This is a genomic window from Ruegeria sp. AJ12 (assembly GCF_056536245.1).
Window position 1 is genome coordinate 809677 of the sequence record NZ_JBQFJJ010000001.1, and the last position, 15104, is coordinate 824780.

At 58.4% G+C, this 15104-nt stretch carries 17 protein-coding genes; 5 read left to right on the top strand and 12 right to left on the bottom strand.

All coding sequences use genetic code 11. The features are described 5' to 3' along the window. The first annotated feature begins 21 nt into the window (after positions 1-21). From ACR3E0_RS04035 to ACR3E0_RS04050, 4 genes are read left to right on the top strand one after another with little or no spacing between them, the layout of a single operon-like run. Positions 22-699, top strand: a complete 678-nt coding sequence (locus ACR3E0_RS04035; protein WP_480476403.1) for a cell division ATP-binding protein FtsE — start codon at positions 22-24, stop codon at positions 697-699. Continuing rightward, complete coding sequence (locus ACR3E0_RS04040; RefSeq protein ID WP_480476405.1) at positions 696-1595, top strand: cell division protein FtsX; 900 nt, start codon at positions 696-698, stop codon at positions 1593-1595. Before ACR3E0_RS04035 ends, ACR3E0_RS04040 begins: the two co-directional genes overlap by 4 nt. Continuing rightward, positions 1595-2335, top strand: a complete 741-nt coding sequence (locus ACR3E0_RS04045; RefSeq protein ID WP_480476407.1) for a lysophospholipid acyltransferase family protein — start codon at positions 1595-1597, stop codon at positions 2333-2335. The genes ACR3E0_RS04040 and ACR3E0_RS04045 overlap by 1 nt, the downstream gene beginning before the upstream one ends. Continuing rightward, the gene (locus ACR3E0_RS04050) at positions 2322-2927 is read left to right on the top strand and encodes a pyridoxamine 5'-phosphate oxidase family protein (protein WP_480476409.1); all 606 of its coding nucleotides are present in this window, start codon (positions 2322-2324) and stop codon (positions 2925-2927) included. The genes ACR3E0_RS04045 and ACR3E0_RS04050 overlap by 14 nt, the downstream gene beginning before the upstream one ends. A gap of 21 nt (positions 2928-2948) precedes the next feature. On the opposite strand, the gene ACR3E0_RS04055 is transcribed toward ACR3E0_RS04050, so the two are convergent. Then, positions 2949-3542, bottom strand: coding sequence for an NAD(P)H-dependent oxidoreductase (locus tag ACR3E0_RS04055; RefSeq protein WP_480476411.1), 594 nt, complete (start codon positions 3540-3542; stop codon positions 2949-2951). A 102-nt stretch (positions 3543-3644) separates the two neighbouring features. On the opposite strand from ACR3E0_RS04055, the gene ACR3E0_RS04060 reads away from it, so the two are divergent. Next, positions 3645-4223 carry a TetR/AcrR family transcriptional regulator gene (locus ACR3E0_RS04060; protein ID WP_480476413.1) on the top strand — a complete coding sequence of 193 codons (579 nt, stop codon included), beginning with the start codon at positions 3645-3647 and terminating at the stop codon, positions 4221-4223. Positions 4224-4240: 17 nt separating this feature from the next. On the opposite strand, the gene lpdA is transcribed toward ACR3E0_RS04060, so the two are convergent. From lpdA to ACR3E0_RS04115, 11 genes are all read right to left on the bottom strand, one after another. Continuing rightward, positions 4241-5629 (bottom strand): dihydrolipoyl dehydrogenase, encoded by a 1389-nt coding sequence (gene lpdA, locus ACR3E0_RS04065; RefSeq protein ID WP_480476415.1) that lies wholly within the window; start codon positions 5627-5629, stop codon positions 4241-4243. A gap of 70 nt (positions 5630-5699) precedes the next feature. Beyond that, positions 5700-6110, bottom strand: a complete 411-nt coding sequence (locus tag ACR3E0_RS04070; RefSeq protein WP_480476417.1) for an MAPEG family protein — start codon at positions 6108-6110, stop codon at positions 5700-5702. 83 nt (positions 6111-6193) lie between these two features. Then, positions 6194-6463: a hypothetical protein gene (locus ACR3E0_RS04075; RefSeq protein WP_480476419.1), complete on the bottom strand. Its 270-nt coding sequence runs from the start codon at positions 6461-6463 to the stop codon at positions 6194-6196. A gap of 2 nt (positions 6464-6465) precedes the next feature. Beyond that, complete coding sequence (odhB, locus tag ACR3E0_RS04080; protein ID WP_480476421.1) at positions 6466-7977, bottom strand: 2-oxoglutarate dehydrogenase complex dihydrolipoyllysine-residue succinyltransferase; 1512 nt, start codon at positions 7975-7977, stop codon at positions 6466-6468. 3 nt (positions 7978-7980) lie between these two features. Then, on the bottom strand, positions 7981-10938 hold the full coding sequence (locus tag ACR3E0_RS04085) for a 2-oxoglutarate dehydrogenase E1 component (RefSeq protein ID WP_480476423.1): 2958 nt from the start codon (positions 10936-10938) through the stop codon (positions 7981-7983). Then, entirely contained in the window at positions 10935-11402 is a 468-nt protein-coding gene (locus tag ACR3E0_RS04090) for a DUF805 domain-containing protein (RefSeq protein WP_480476425.1), read from the bottom strand. The genes ACR3E0_RS04085 and ACR3E0_RS04090 overlap by 4 nt, the downstream gene beginning before the upstream one ends. Then, positions 11399-11938 carry a DUF805 domain-containing protein gene (locus tag ACR3E0_RS04095; protein WP_480476427.1) on the bottom strand — a complete coding sequence of 180 codons (540 nt, stop codon included), beginning with the start codon at positions 11936-11938 and terminating at the stop codon, positions 11399-11401. The genes ACR3E0_RS04090 and ACR3E0_RS04095 overlap by 4 nt, the downstream gene beginning before the upstream one ends. Positions 11939-11947: 9 nt before the next feature. After that, positions 11948-12571, bottom strand: coding sequence for a hypothetical protein (locus ACR3E0_RS04100; RefSeq protein WP_480476429.1), 624 nt, complete (start codon positions 12569-12571; stop codon positions 11948-11950). 187 nt (positions 12572-12758) lie between these two features. Beyond that, positions 12759-13640 carry a succinate--CoA ligase subunit alpha gene (gene sucD, locus ACR3E0_RS04105; RefSeq protein ID WP_480476431.1) on the bottom strand — a complete coding sequence of 294 codons (882 nt, stop codon included), beginning with the start codon at positions 13638-13640 and terminating at the stop codon, positions 12759-12761. A 13-nt stretch (positions 13641-13653) separates the two neighbouring features. Beyond that, positions 13654-14397: a class I SAM-dependent methyltransferase gene (locus tag ACR3E0_RS04110; RefSeq protein WP_480476433.1), complete on the bottom strand. Its 744-nt coding sequence runs from the start codon at positions 14395-14397 to the stop codon at positions 13654-13656. Positions 14398-14561: 164 nt separating this feature from the next. Further along, complete coding sequence (locus ACR3E0_RS04115) at positions 14562-15104, bottom strand: hypothetical protein (RefSeq protein ID WP_480476435.1); 543 nt, start codon at positions 15102-15104, stop codon at positions 14562-14564.

Here is a 15104-nt window from a genome sequence, read left to right on the forward strand (position 1 = left end):
CAGAAAAACTTGGGGGCACCCGTGATCGAGCTGGAGAATGTCAGCTACACTTATGGCGACGGTGAATTGCTAAGCAATGTTTCGGTGCAATTGCAGCCGGGTTCATTTCATTTCCTGACGGGCCCGTCAGGGGCCGGCAAGACCACGCTTCTCAAGCTTTGTTACGGCGCGTTGCTGCCGACATCGGGGCGGCTGAGCGCATTTGATCAGGATATCTCGGCGCTTGACCGGGATCAGATGGCTCTGTTGCGCCGTCGTGTTGGCGTGGTCCATCAGGACTGCCAGTTTCTGGATCACATGACACTGGCCGAAAACGTGGCCCTGCCCCTGATGGTATCCGGACGTGCGGAACATGCCGAGCAGGATAACCTGACGGAGCTGTTGAACTGGGTGGGGCTGGGTGGCCGTCTTGAGGCGCGACCGCCGGAACTGTCGGGCGGCGAACGGCAACGCGCCGCGCTGGCCCGTGCTGTCATCCTGTCGCCCGATGTGGTTCTGGCTGACGAACCCACCGGCAACGTGGATTGGGAGATGTCTCAGCGCCTGTTGCGTTTGATGATTGAGTTGAACCGGATGGGCAAAACCGTACTGATCGCCACCCATGACCTCAGCTTGATCCGGGCAGCGAAAAGCCAGGTTCAGGCCCGGGTCCTGCGCATTTCGCAGCGTCAACTGCAACTGGCGGGGGCGGATCTATGAACTCTGGCGACATCCGCAACCTGCTGCACAGGGACAAACGTGCTGATCGTGTGGTCCCTCCAACAGGGTACACCGCTCAACTCACACTGTTTGTGTCCGGCGCAATGGCGTTCCTCGCGGTCTTTGCCCTGGCGCTCTCACTTGCCTCGGGCCGGATCGCGGATCGCTGGGCCACGGAACTGGCCGGGGCCGCGACGGTGCGCATCAACGCACCGGCAGACCAAATGGCCGCACAGACCGATGCGGCTCTGACGGTTTTAGGCCAAACCCCCGGCGTGGCTTCTGCCCGCGCTTTGACAGCTCAGGAGCAGGCGGCACTGTTGTCGCCATGGTTCGGGCCAGATCTTCCACTGGATACGTTGCCCATTCCGCAGTTGATAGAAGTTGTTGAAGGCGACCCGGGACTGGATACCATGGGCCTGCGCCTGCGGTTGGGGGCCGAAGTGCCCGGCGCCGTTCTGGACGATCACACCAGATGGCGCGAACCTCTGGTTGATGCGGCAACGTCGCTGCGACGGCTGGGCTGGATTTCCATTCTGCTGATCGGTGGCGCAACGGCGGCCATGATCACATTGGCGGCGAATGCCTCGCTGGCGGCGAACGCACAGATCATCGGGGTTTTGCGGCAGATCGGCGCGCGTGACCGGTTCATCGCGGGCGCTTTCGTACGGCGCTTTACCTTCCGGGCGTTTTTTGGCGCACTGGTTGGAACCGTTCTGGGCATGATCGGCGTATTGCTCCTGCCGGACGCCTCCGACGCGGGCGGGTTTTTGACCGGATTGGGCTTTCAGGGTATTGGCTGGATTCTTCCAGGCCTTATCCCTGTGTTGGGTGCCGTGGTTGCGTTCTTTGCCACCTGGACTGCAGCTCGCCGCAAGTTGAAGGAGCTTTCCTGATGTCCATGGCCGTTCAATGGGTCCGCTCACTGATCTTCATGATCGTGATCTACATCTGGATGCTGATCCTTGGGATCCTGTTCTTGCCGTATGCCGTCTTTTCCAAGCGTGGTGCATTGCAGGCCTGCAAGACATACGCGCGTACAACCATATGGCTGGCCCGATGGATGGTCGGTATCCGGTGCGAGGTGCGGGGCATTGTCCCGGAAGACGAGGTGGTGGTCGGGGCCAAACACCAGTCGTTTCTCGACATAATCATCATTTTCAACGCGGTCCCGCACGGCAAGTTCATCATGAAACGTGAACTTCTGTGGACGCCGATCATTGGCGTATACGCCCGTCGACTGGGTTGCATTCCCGTTGATCGCGGCAAGAAAGGTGCGGCTGTGGCCAAGATGGTCCAGGACGTGGCCAAGGAGTTCACGGAACCCGGCCAGCTTGTGATTTATCCGCAGGGCACACGGGTCGCGCCCGGCACACACAAACCTTACAAGGTTGGCACCGCAATTCTGTATGAAGGTCTCGGGTTTCCCTGCATCCCGGCGGCCACAAATGCAGGTGTATTCTGGCCGCGCACTGGTGTTCTGCGCAAACCCGGGCTCGCAATCGTCGATTTCCTCGATCCGATTGAACCGGGTGTCGCGCGGGATGATTTTCTGGAACGCCTGGAGTCGGTGATCGAAGCACGGTCGGGTGAATTGATGCGGGAAGTGGGGTTTGATCCGGATGGAGTACATTGAGGACATAACCGCCCTTGAGGCGCTGTATGGCACACCCGGCGCGCCGGCCACGCGCAAAGTCGCTGACCGTCTGACGCCGCTTTACAGAAAGTGGATCATGGCGTCTCGACTGTGCATTCTGAGTACCGTGGGTCCAGAAGGTGTCGATGGCAGCCCACGGGGCGACGATGGGCCGGTTGTTCTGGAGCTTGATCCAAATACGCTGGCGCTGCCGGATTGGCGCGGCAACAACCGTCTGGATTCACTGCGCAATATCGTTCGCGACCCGCGCGTCTCTCTGATGTTCATGGTACCGGGATCGAACAACGTGGTACGGCTGAACGGTACTGCGCGATTGACGGCTGATGATGCGTTGCGGGCCCGGTTCGAGAAGAAAGGCAAACGCCCTGCGACTGTGATTGTTGTTGAAATCAACGAAATCTACACGCAATGCGCGCGGGCTCTGATGCGTGCGGGTACGTGGAGTGGCGATCACAGCGTCACAGAATTGCCGACCGTTGGCGAAATCCTTGCCGAAATGACGGCTGGTGAAGAAGGTGGCGCGCAGTATGATCAGGACTGGGGCCCGCGCGCCGCCAAGACGATGTGGTAAGGGCCAGAGGTCGGCTGCATGTCAAACTGCAGCCGCTCCAATTCTGGACACTTTTTCAATCCAACGCTCGACGCTGCCCGGCTTTGGATAGCTTGCGCCCGCAAAATATGTGAACCGGGTTGGCTTGAAGCCGACGAACCCCAAGATCTGATCGCGAACCTGACGAATAAGGGCCTGGCGATAGATCAGGCGCATGAACCAGCCCGGTGTGTCAGATGTCAGGATCACACGCGCCGTACGCCCGGTCAGCATAGGGGCTGGTAAGCCGATCTTGGTGGTGTTTCGTGTGTCGAATGTACGCCCTGGAATGAACATCCGGTCGATCAGCCCCTTCAGCTTGGCGGGCAGACCGCCCCACCACATGGGCGTTGTCAGGACCAGATGGTCGCTCCACTCGATGTCCTGCAGGACGTTTTCCAAGACCGGCTCCAGCGGCTTGAAGTCGTGATAGTTGCCCTGACCAAAGTCATGATCGAACTGCAAATCGCTCAGATGGACCATCCGAACCTCATGCCCTTTGTTCTGCGCGGCATCCGCGTAGGTCTGAGCAAAGGTGCGCGACAGGCTGCTTTCGGCAGGGTGTCCGTCGAGGATGAAGATCTTTTTGGTGTGCATGGGGTATCTCCTAAAAATGACCACGGTCAGTTTATAGAATCAAAACATGACCACGGTCAATAATAAATTTGACCACGGTCAAAAAACATGCAAACTGGTCGTATGCAAAAGACGATTCAGAAACGTACTCTCAAGACACGCGCCAAACTGCTTGCTGCTTCGGAAGACGCGATTGAGCGCCACGGCTACCAAGCCTTGCGGGTAGAGGAAGTGGTGAAGGCCGCGGGCGTTGCAAAAGGCACCTTCTTTGCGCATTTCCATGACAAAGATGCGTTGATGGAAACCCTCATTGGCCAGCGTCTTGGCGCAATCCTTGATCAGATAGAAGCCAGAAGGGCACCAGAAACGGTGTCCGAACTGATCGAGGCATTGTCACCCGTTCACAGTTTCATGACCTCAGAACGCTATGTTTTTGATCTGCTGTTGCGCTATTCCGGGGCGGCGGCTATCGCCGAGATCGGCCCGATCGCCCATTGTTTCGCGCGTTATTTTCGCGTGGTAGAAAACTGGCTCAGGCAGGCCGATGTCCGCCAAGACGTATCTGCCGATCTGCTTGCGGAGGGCGTTCAGGCCTTTGCTGTTCAGGCGATGTCACTGAAGTTCTGCGCCTTGCACGAGGCGCAGCGTTTTGAGGACAGGCTCGATGACTATCTCGAAGCCTGGCTGACCCCGGCGCAGTAATCGCCGGGGCCAATTGCTCAGCTGTGAATAGGTCCGTCGCCGCAGGCAAGGGCCGCTTCGCGCACGGCTTCGGAATAGGTCGGGTGGGCATGGCATGTCAGCGCCAGGTCTTCCGCCGAGGCGCCGAACTCCATCGCAACGCACACCTCGTGGATCAGATCACCCGCCGCCGGACCGATGATATGGGCGCCCAGAATGCGGTCGGTTTCCTTGTCGGCCAGAATCTTCACAAACCCGTCTGCAGCAAAATTCGCCTTGGCGCGACCATTGCCCATGAACATGAACTTGCCGACCTTGTAGGCGCGGCCCTGTTCTTTCAGGGTCTCTTCGGTTTCTCCGACATTGGCCACTTCGGGCCAGGTGTAGATCACCCCCGGAATGACGCCATAGTTCACATGGCCATGTTTCCCGGCAACCTGCTCGGCTGCGGCGATGCCTTCGTCCTCGGCCTTGTGGGCCAGCATCGGGCCTTCGGTGACGTCGCCAATTGCGTAAATGCCCGAAACATTTGTCTGCCAGTCAGCGCCAACCTTGATCTGGCCGCGCGGCGTCATCTCAACACCCAGCGCCTCAAGCCCCAATCCGTCCGAGAACGGCTTGCGTCCTGTCGAGACCAGAACGGTATCGGCGTCGATCACATGCTCGCTGTCATCTTTGCGAAGCTTGTAGGTCACCTTGGCCTTGGTTTTTGTGGCTTCGGTCTTTTGAACCGCTGCGCCCATAACAAACTTCAGGCCCTGCTTCTTGAGAATGCGCTGGAAGGTTTTCTGCACCTCGGGGTCCATGCCCGGCGTGATCACGTCGAGGAATTCGATCACCGTCACTTCGGTGCCCAAACGCTGATAGACAGAGCCCAGTTCCAGCCCGATCACACCCGCCCCGATCACGACCATCTTCTTCGGAATCTTGCCCAGCGACAGCGCACCGGTCGAGGTCACAACAACCTTTTCATCCACCTCGACACCGGGCAGCGACGCGGGTTCCGAGCCCGAAGCGATGATGATGTTCTTGGCTTCGTGCAGATCGTCACCCACCTTGACCTGGCCAGCAGCAGGGATCGACCCCCAGCCTTTCAGCCAATCGATCTTGTTCTTCTTGAACAGGAACTCGATGCCCTTGGTATTGCTTTCAATGGTGTCCTCTTTGTAGGCCTGCATCTGTTTCCAATCGACCGAAGGGCTTTTGCCCTTCAGGCCCATCTTGGCAAAGTTATGCTCGGCCTCGTGCAACTGGTGGCTGGCATGCAGCAATGCCTTTGACGGGATACAGCCCACATTGAGGCAGGTTCCGCCCAGCGTCTCGCGCCCTTCAACCACGGCGGTTTTCAGCCCCAGCTGGGCACAGCGGATGGCGCAGACATAGCCGCCGGGGCCCGATCCGATTACGATGACGTCATAGTTTGCCATGAAGGGTCTCCTTGAGTATTCGGGCTGTCACAGGGCATAAACCTCTGAACAATTTTGTACATCAGCAGCATCACAATAGCACCGCCAAAAGCATAAAGGTCGTGGCCAGGAACCCGGCGAACCAGATGACAGTCCGCCAGGGTTTCAGGCCGTAGTAGTAGGCCGGGATATAAAGAACACGGGCCGCCAGATAGATCCATGCGCACGCGGCTGTGAAGCCGCTGGCCGTACCGCTCAACGTGACGACCACGCAGGCGATCGTGAACAGGATCAATCCCTCGAAATGGTTGTCCAGCGCCCGGTACAAACGCGCCGTCCCCTGCGACAGCTGATCCTCAATCGGTCCACCCAACCGGTCACGATCCCGAGCCGACGTAGTCTTTCCGGGGCCAAGCTCCAAATTGGCGGGGATTGCCATAAGCACATACTGCACGACCTGCAACAGCGCGGCCAATGTCAGGGCGGTGAGTTCAGGGGTCATGGGCGACCATCTTGGAAAACGTCGCCCAAACAAGTTGGAGGCGGGCAACCGGTCGGGTTTATGTCCAGTCGGGAGTGCATGGTTCAGACAGGTGTCAGCACTTTGACCTGAATATGCGCCACGCCACCGCGCTCGTGATGCATAGCCAGTTCCTCCGACTCGATGAAACTTTGCGCCCGGTCCAGATCGCTGATCTCGAACAGCGCCACCGCGTGGTCTTTTTGGTCAGGATCTTTCCAGATGTGAAGGTCGCGAATGCCCGCGGCCTCTCTCATGGGTTTGTCCTCGCGGAACACTTTCAGCCAGACATCGAAGTCGGCCACATCGGCCTGCCAGAGTACATGTGTTGCCATGATTACAGATCCATCAACAGGCGGCGCGGGTCTTCCAGCGCCTCTTTGACCCGGACAAGGAACGTCACCGCGCCTTTGCCGTCGACGATCCGGTGGTCATAGGACAGCGCCAGATACATCATCGGACGGATCACGACCTGACCGTTGATGGCCATCGGACGGTCCTGGATCTTGTGCATGCCCAGAATACCCGACTGCGGCGGGTTCAGGATCGGCGAGGACATCAGCGAGCCATAGACACCACCGTTCGAGATGGTGAAAGTGCCGCCTTGCATCTCTTCCATGCTCAGCTTGCCGTCACGGGCGCGCTTGCCCTTTTCAGCGATGGCTTTTTCGATCGCGGCGAAGGACATCGAGTCCGCATCGCGGATAACCGGAACCACCAGACCCGTGGGCGTACCGGCGGCCACGCCCATATGGACAAAGTTCTTGTAGACGATGTCGGTGCCGTCGATCTCGGCATTCACCTCGGGCACTTCCTTCAGTGCGTGGCAGCAGGCCTTGGTGAAAAAGGACATGAAGCCCAGACGAACCCCGTGCTTCTTCTCGAACTGATCCTTGTACTGGCTGCGCAGGGCCATCACCTCGGTCATGTCCACCTCGTTATAGGTGGTCAGCATGGCGGCGGTGTTCTGGCTGTCTTTCAGGCGCTTGGCGATGGTCTGACGGAGGCGGGTCATCTTGACCCGTTCCTCGCGCGCTGCATCACTGGCGGCAACCGGTGCACGTGGGGCCGGAGCAGGGGCTGTGGCGGGCGCCGGGGCTGGTGCGGCGGCGGTTGCCACGGCACGCGCCACGTCTTCTTTCATGATGCGGCCATCGCGGCCCGTTCCCGCGACCTGAGCCGCAGACAGTCCGGCCTCGGCCATGGCTTTTTCTGCTGAGGGCGCATTGGCCACGTCCTTGCTTGTAGCGGCTGCCGCCGGGGCTGCGGCCGCGGCAGGGGCGGGTGCCGGGGCAGCACCGGCGCCCGATCCCGAAATTACCGCCAGTTTGGCCGCTGCATCGACAGTAGCGCCTTCGGGTGCGACGATTTCCGCCAGAACGCCAGCGGCGGGGGCGGGGACCTCGACTGACACCTTGTCGGTTTCCAACTCGCACAGCATTTCATCCTGCGCGACTGCGTCACCCACTTGTTTGAACCAGGTCGAGACGGTGGCTTCGGTGACCGATTCACCTAGCGTGGGCACCATCACGTCGACGCTGCCTGCACCAGCTGCCGGCGCGGGCGTTGCTGCAGGCGCAGGGGCTGCGGCCGGGGTAGGAGCAGCGCCTTCTCCTGCCGTTATGGTGGCGAGCAGAGCGTCCACGCCAACGGTCTCACCTTCGGCGGCGACAATCTCGCCCATGACGCCTGCGGAGGGGGCGGGAACTTCGACCGTCACCTTGTCGGTTTCAAGCTCACAGAGCATCTCATCCACGGCGACCGCGTCGCCGGGTTTCTTGAACCAGGTCGCAACCGTGGCTTCGGTGACCGACTCGCCAAGCGTGGGAACACGAACTTCAATCGTCATCGCTTACTTTCCTTCGAGGCTTAGCGCTTCGTTAACCAGCGCTTCTTGTTGGGCTTTGTGTTGGCTGGCCAGACCCGTTGCGGGTGAGGCCGACGTTGCGCGGCCGACGTAACGTGGCCGTTTGTGATCTGCACCGATCCGGGTCAGGACCCATTCGATATTGGGTTCGATAAAGGTCCAGGCGCCTTGGTTCTTGGGCTCTTCCTGACACCATATGATCTCGGCACCCTTGAACCGCTCTAGTTCATTGATCAGCGAATGCGCCGGGAACGGATAATACTGTTCGATCCGCAGCAGGTAGACATCGTCGATGCCCCGTGCATCGCGCTCTTCCAGCAGGTCGTAGTAAACCTTGCCCGAACACATCACGACGCGTTTGATCTTGTCATCGGCAACCAGCTTGGTGTCCGAATTCCCGTGCTGCGCGTCATCCCACAGCACCCGGTGGAAACTGGACCCGGTCGTGAATTCCTCGGCCGTGCTGACGGCCAGCTTGTGGCGCAGCAGCGATTTCGGGGTCACCAGGATCAGTGGCTTCCGGAAGGTGCGGTGCAACTGACGGCGCAGGATGTGGAAATAATTCGCGGGCGTCGTACAGTTCGCGACGATCCAGTTATCCTGTCCGCACATCTGCAAAAACCGTTCCAGCCGGGCCGAGCTATGTTCAGGCCCTTGCCCTTCGAACCCGTGCGGCAACAGGCAGACCAGACCGGACATGCGCAACCACTTGCTTTCGCCCGAGCTGATGAACTGGTCGAACATGATCTGCGCGCCGTTGGCGAAATCGCCAAACTGCGCCTCCCACAAGACAAGCGCGTTCGGTTCCGCCAGAGAATACCCATACTCAAAGCCCAGCACCGCGTATTCGCTGAGCATCGAGTCGATCACCTCGTAATGCGACTGTCCGGGGCGAACATTGTTCAGCGGGTAGAAGCGTTCTTCGTTCTCCTGATGAACGAAGCCCGAGTGGCGTTGGCTGAACGTGCCCCGTGTCGCATCCTGACCGGATAAACGAACCGGATAGCCTTCGGTCAGCAAAGAGCCAAACGCCAAAGCCTCACCGGTCGCCCAGTCAAAACCCTTGCCGGATTCGAACATCTGTTTTTTGTGTTCCAGCAGGCGACCAACTGTCTTGTGCAGCGCGATGTCCGACGGGGCGTGTGTCAGCGCCTTGCCGATCTCGGCAAAGGTTTCCGGCGCAATCGCTGTATCGCCGCGCACATACTCATCTTTGTTCTTGTCCAGATGTGACCAGCGCCCATCCAGCCAGTCGGCTTTGTTGGGTTTGTAATCCTTCCCCGCGTCGAACTCATCGTTCAGATGTGCCTGGAAGGCGGCCTTCATATCCTCGATCTCACCCTCGGGGATCAGGCCATCTTTGACCAGGCGCTCAGTGTACAGAGACAGCGTGGTCTTATGCGTCTTGATCTTCTTGTACATGATCGGGTTGGTGAACATGGGCTCGTCGCCCTCGTTGTGGCCAAACCGGCGGTAGCAGAAAATGTCGATGACGACGTCCTTGTGGAACTTCTGACGGAACTCGGTGGCCACCTTGGCGGCATGCGTGACCGCCTCAGGGTCGTCCCCGTTCACGTGGAAGATCGGCGCTTCAACCATTAGCGCGATATCCGTTGGATACGGGCTGGACCTGCTGAAATGCGGTGCAGTGGTAAAGCCGATCTGGTTGTTCACCACGATATGCATTGTACCGCCGGTTTTGTGCCCGCGCAGGCCGGACAGGCCAAAGCCCTCGGCCACAACGCCCTGGCCGGCAAAAGCCGCATCCCCGTGCAGCAGGATCGCCATCACCTTGGTTCGATCCGTGTCTTTCAACTGATCCTGTTTGGCGCGAACCTTGCCCAGAACCACCGGGTTTACGGCCTCAAGGTGCGAGGGGTTGGCGGTCAGTGACAGGTGAACTGAGTTTCCGTCAAACTCCCGGTCGCTGGATGCCCCGAGGTGATACTTCACGTCGCCCGACCCGTCTACGTCTTCGGGCTTGAAGCTGCCGCCCTGGAATTCGTTGAAGATGGCGCGGTAGGGTTTGCCCATCACGTTGGCCAGAATGTTCAGACGACCCCGGTGCGGCATGCCGATCACGATATCGCTCAGGCCCAATGCACCGCCGCGCTTGATAATCTGCTCCATCGCGGGGATCAGAGCCTCGCCGCCGTCCAGACCAAAACGCTTGGTGCCCATGTATTTGACGTGCAGGAATTTCTCGAAGCCTTCGGCCTCGACCATCTTGTTCAGGATCGCCTTACGACCCTCTTTGGTGAAGGCGATTTCCTTGCCATATCCCTCGATCCGTTCCTTCAGCCATGCGGCCTGTTCAGGGTCCGAGATGTGCATGTATTGCAGCGCGAAGGTGCCGCAATAGGTGCGTTTCACGATCTCGACGATCTGGCGCATGCTGGCCATCTGCAGGCCGAGCACGTTGTCGATAAAGATCGGGCGATCCATGTCGGCATCGGTAAAGCCGTATGTCTTTGGGTCCAGTTCCGGGTGGGTGCTGGCCTTGCGCATGCCCAGCGGATCCAGATCAGCGGCCAGATGACCCCGGATGCGATAGGCCCGGATCAACATCAGGGCGCGCAGACTGTCCAGAACGGCGCGTTTGATCTGATCGTCGCTGACCTCGACGCCTTTGTCCTCTGCCTTTTCCTTGATTTTTTTGCCTGCCGCCTTGGCGTCGATCTCGGCCCATTCCCCGGTCAGCGCGCCCGTCAGATCATCGGTTGGCATCGGAGGCCAGTCGGTTCGCGCCCAGGAAGGTCCTTCGGCCTCACGCTGGACGTCCGGCGTAGCGTCACCCATGGCCTTGAAGAACTCGGCCCAGGCGGCATCCACTGCGCCGGGGTTCTTGGTGTACTGGGCATAGAGCTGCTCCAGATATTCGGCATTGTGCCCTTGCATGAAGCTTGAGGCATGGAACGCGGTGTTGGGCGTATGTTCGGTCATTGGGCTACCTCATATGGGTTGGGACCGTATTGATTGGTGCCGTGGTCAGAGTTTCTGGACAGAAAGAATATGCCGATTACCAAAGCGATCAAAAGAACGACGGCGCTGATTTGCCAAGGCAATACGAAGAAAGAGGCAATGATCAACGCGAGTATTGCGAGATAACCCAAGCCTCGCCAGCCGGAAGTTCCAATGTCGTGCAATCGCCGAGTGAATACGGCGATGAATGGCACGAAAGTGACTAGGGTGAACAAGTTTTCCAACCAATGAGCTTCGGTACTGAGGAAGAAATTCAGACCAAACTTGATGGCTAAAGTTCCACCTCCACTTTGAACATACGACTGGATGACACTACTGATAACTGAAAGGAAAAGTACGAACCACCAGAACTCGGAGCGCGACGCGCGGCCCGAGAAAGTGTAGTATTTTGCAAAGCAGGTTTTGACTGCTTGGCTCGGGCTCATGCGTTTACCTCATTTGGGTTGGGACCGTATTTGTTGGTGCCAGGATCACTGGGCCGTGTCAGCCACCATAACACCAGAAGGGGCGACACCAGCAAAACCAGCAGTGTCGGAATGACGATCAGCAAGGTGGCTTCTGTGAACAGAGTATCGAACCTGCCGCCATGAAACTGGTTGGCGACCCCGATGCCAAAGATCAGAACCGCAAAGGCCCCAACGATCAGCAGGATCGGCAGCAGAGCATAAAGCCCACTTCGCCCGGTATCATGCATCCGTCGCCACGCGACGGCCAGATGCGGGAAAAAGACGATCAGGCCAACGATGCTCTGCACCGGCCCTGAGGAGGTGGCCGCGACGGACTTTGACGCCTCGGTTTCAGTCACTGCGACCTGAGTGAAGAACTGCCAGTCGATGATCCCGGCAATGATGCTCCAGATCATGATGAACAGGAAAAAGAACCAGTATTCGGGCCGCGCGGCACGCCCCGAGAAGGTGAAGAACTTGGAGAAACAGGTGCGGATGGCGTCAGAGAAGGTCATGGGGTTACCTCACTGAGGCTTAGTGGGAGAGATACTGATGACTGCCGGTGGCAGAGCATCGAAGATTTGCGGATCGAATGTTCTTCTGGATTCGGGGAGCTCGATTGTCGTCGACGAATAGAGCGTTCTGAGTGTCGGTTCGTCCAGATTGGCGGCAAAGATCTTTGCGTTGCCCGCCGTTCCAAACAAGGCTGTCACGCCGTCCCGGTTGCTCTTTGGCATGTCCTCGGGCCATTTTTCTGCAAAACTGTCGAACTGTGTTACGGCGTCAAGGATGGTGCTGGGTCCCGCCATGATGCAATAACCCTTACCGAGGCTTACGCCGAGAACTGCCAGTTGGTACTCGCCTTTGCTATATGCGGGCTGGTTTGGAGGCAGCGCAGAGTTGCCCAGAATTGGGGCGGCCATGAAGTCAGCATTTACAATCAAATAACCAAGCTGCGTGCCAAGGTCGTCGCTATTTGCCATTAGCTCGAGGGCTTCATCGCCAAAGACTGTGAAGTCCCGCGCAAACAACGACCAGAACAGCACGTTCAAACTCGTTTGCGGTGTATCAGCAGCCTGCCAGCCGAGATTTTTCAACTCGTCATCAACCGCCGCAACGTTGTTTCCGAGGTCAGAACACAGGCTCAATACATCGCGGACGGTTTCCGGTTCACAGGATGCATATACGGGGCTGCACAGAGTGCTTAGCGCGACGAATACTGCACCCGCCCGACGGCACCGCCGGGCAGCGCCCGACCGCCCCCATGGGCGGGCGCTTTGCGCCCACCCGCGGCCGGGCGCTGCCCTCAGAGCTATGTCTCGGTCATTGAGCATCTTACCCAATCGCTTCCAGCACAGCCTCACCCAGCTGCGCCGGGCTTTCAGCCACGACGATACCGGCACTGCGCATGGCTTCGATCTTGTCCTCGGCACCGCCCTTACCACCGGCGACGATGGCGCCTGCGTGGCCCATGCGACGGCCCGGAGGGGCGGTGCGGCCCGCGATGAAACCGGCGGTCGGCTTTTTGCGGCCCTTCTTGGCCTCATCCGCCAGGAACTGCGCGGCTTCTTCTTCGGCCGAGCCACCAATCTCACCGATCATGATGATCGAGTGGGTCTCGTCATCCGCCAGGAACCATTCCAGCACGTCGATATGCTCGGTGCCTTTGATCGGGTCGCCGCCGATGCCCACGCAAGTGGACTGGCCCAGACCCACATCGGTGGTCTGCTTGACGGCCTCATAGGTCAGGGTGCCCGAGCGCGACACAACGCCGACCGAGCCACGCTTGTGGATGTGGCCGGGCATGATGCCGATCTTGCAGGCATCAGGTGTAATCACACCGGGACAGTTCGGCCCGATCAGGCGTGAGCTTGAGCCTTCCAGCGCGCGTTTCACCTTCATCATGTCCAGAACCGGGATGCCTTCGGTGATGCAGACGATCACTTCCATCTCGGCGTCAATCGCTTCGAGGATCGAATCCGCCGCAAAGGGCGGCGGCACATAGATCACGCTGGCATTCGCTTCGGTCACATGCTTGGCCTCGTGGACCGAGTTGAACACGGGCAGGTCGAGATGGGTCATCCCGCCTTTGCCGGGGGTCACGCCGCCGACCATCTTGGTGCCGTAGGCGATGGCCTGTTCGCTGTGGAATGTGCCCTGCGAGCCGGTGAAGCCCTGACAGATCACTTTGGTATTTTCGTCGATGAGGACTGCCATGAGTACCTGATCCTTATGATGATTTTGATGTATTTTTGCGCAAAAGCACGGAAACGTTGTCGTCCACCGGCAGGCTGACCCAGTTGACAAGTCTGGTTGAGAAACCCGCCCTGCTGGCCAGTTCCCTAAGGCTTTTCAGTGTGAAGTAGTTGACATGATCGGGGTGCCGGAAACCGCACCACTTGGCGCCGACAAGCCTACGGTTGAGAGAGCCAAAATTCGGCACACGAACAAAAACGCCACCCGCCGGTTTAAGCGCGCGGTAGGCACCTTTAAGCACATCCAGCGCGTCAGTTTCGTGTTCGAGATACGAATACATCACGATACCGTCGAACATCTCAGGCTCGAACTGCCAGATAACTTTGGCCCCAGCGCCATGAAGGCAATAGCCGCCGCGTGAGCGCATATTTACATCGGCGCGCCGATGTAGTTCCGATGACAATTCGATGCCGTAAGGCGTCATTGGTTCTGCAATCCGCACGCCATCACCACAACCGATATCCAGAACATGACCGTTTTTGAACCACTTGCGGAACGCGGTATTCTTGTTGCGGTTCATCCGCAGTTTGCCGCGGATTTTGCGCGCGATCGGACTGAACGATGTGGACCCTTTGGAGGTTTGTTTTTTTGCGGCGAAGGTGCGCTCCCACGCGAATTCCTCTTGCAACGCCTCGTGTTTCGGCGGGTCACGGAGGAACACAAAACCGCACGCCTTGCACTGGGCCAGAAACCAATCGACCGGAGAGTATGCCTCCAATCTGGGGGCGTCATCGGACCCGCATGTGGGGCAATCGCGATATGTCGCGGCGGCTGTCACTTTGAAGGTGCGGTTAGTGCCACACGTGCATCTGCCGAGTGCCCTGACAGATCACTTTGGTATTTTCGTCGATGAGGACTGCCATTTTGCGGAGTCTCCTGTAATTAGCGTTTCTTCGGAGAGAGCTCGTAGAACTCCAAATCCGTGATACGACCGGCTCTCTGAGCAGACTGTGCTGCAATCAGCAAAAAATACCGACCTTGATTTTGATAGACGCCAGATAACCCAGAAATCTGGAAGTCTTGTTCCTGTGCTTGTGAGAAGTTTTCGACATACCTGAAGCCACCTTCAGAAAGCGCATTTGAGATCGGTTGTTGCGCTTCGTTTAGCCAAAGGCCGCGAATACGAACCGCACAATATGACTCGTTCTCACGCAATCGGCTTTCAACACTATGTCCAATCTCTCCCGGCTCAGCTTGTCGGGCATAGGCGCGATCGACAAATTCGCCGCCCGGGAAAATACCGTTGGCATAGTTACCTACCTCTCGGTAGATATTCAGGTTGTCAAAAACACGTCCGGCATTCTCGCGAGTTGCGTTTGTCCTAATGCAAGCGTTTGTAAATGCCGTTATGCCGTCGCCTGGTCGCTGCTGCTCTCTTGCTACAGAGTTACCTTCAACTGTGCTTTGACAAGCTGCGACAAACAT